We start from the raw sequence: 468 nt of genomic DNA on the forward strand, positions 1-468 counted from the left end.
ATAGATCCACTACGATATTCCGAACTCCATCATCACTAATTTGCTAATTTTAACTCTAAGCTAGAGTGATTCTTATATCCAACTTTTTTTGGTAGAAGAAGTTGGCTGGGATACCAGGATTTGAACCTGGGAATGCCAGGATCAAAACCTGGTGCCTTACCGCTTGGCGATATCCCAACTATAATATTTGATAATTTTAGTTCTTATCAAGAACATGGTGCGGAAGGAGAGACTTGAACTCTCACAACCTAAGTTACTGGAACCTAAATCCAGCGCGTCTACCAATTCCGCCACTCCCGCATTACTAGTCTGCTAATTTAAACTCTAAGCAAGAGTAATTCTTATATCCAACTTTCTTTGGTAGAAGAAGTTGGCTGGGATACCAGGATTTGAACCTGGGAATGCCAGGATCAAAACCTGGTGCCTTACCGCTTGGCGATATCCCAACTAAGAATATTTGATAATTTT

At 40.4% G+C, this 468-nt stretch carries 3 tRNA genes; all 3 read right to left on the reverse strand.

The annotated features are described in order from the left end of the window. Positions 1-102 precede the first annotated feature (102 nt). Positions 103-177, reverse strand: a tRNA-Gln gene (locus tag CWB66_RS21245). Between the two features lie 38 nt (positions 178-215). Then, a tRNA-Leu gene (locus tag CWB66_RS21250) sits at positions 216-300 on the reverse strand. A gap of 71 nt (positions 301-371) precedes the next feature. Further along, a tRNA-Gln gene (locus tag CWB66_RS21255) sits at positions 372-446 on the reverse strand. Positions 447-468: the final 22 nt, after the last annotated feature.

Source organism: Pseudoalteromonas sp. S558 (assembly GCF_005886635.1).
Classification (GTDB): Bacteria; Pseudomonadota; Gammaproteobacteria; order Enterobacterales; family Alteromonadaceae; genus Pseudoalteromonas; species Pseudoalteromonas aliena.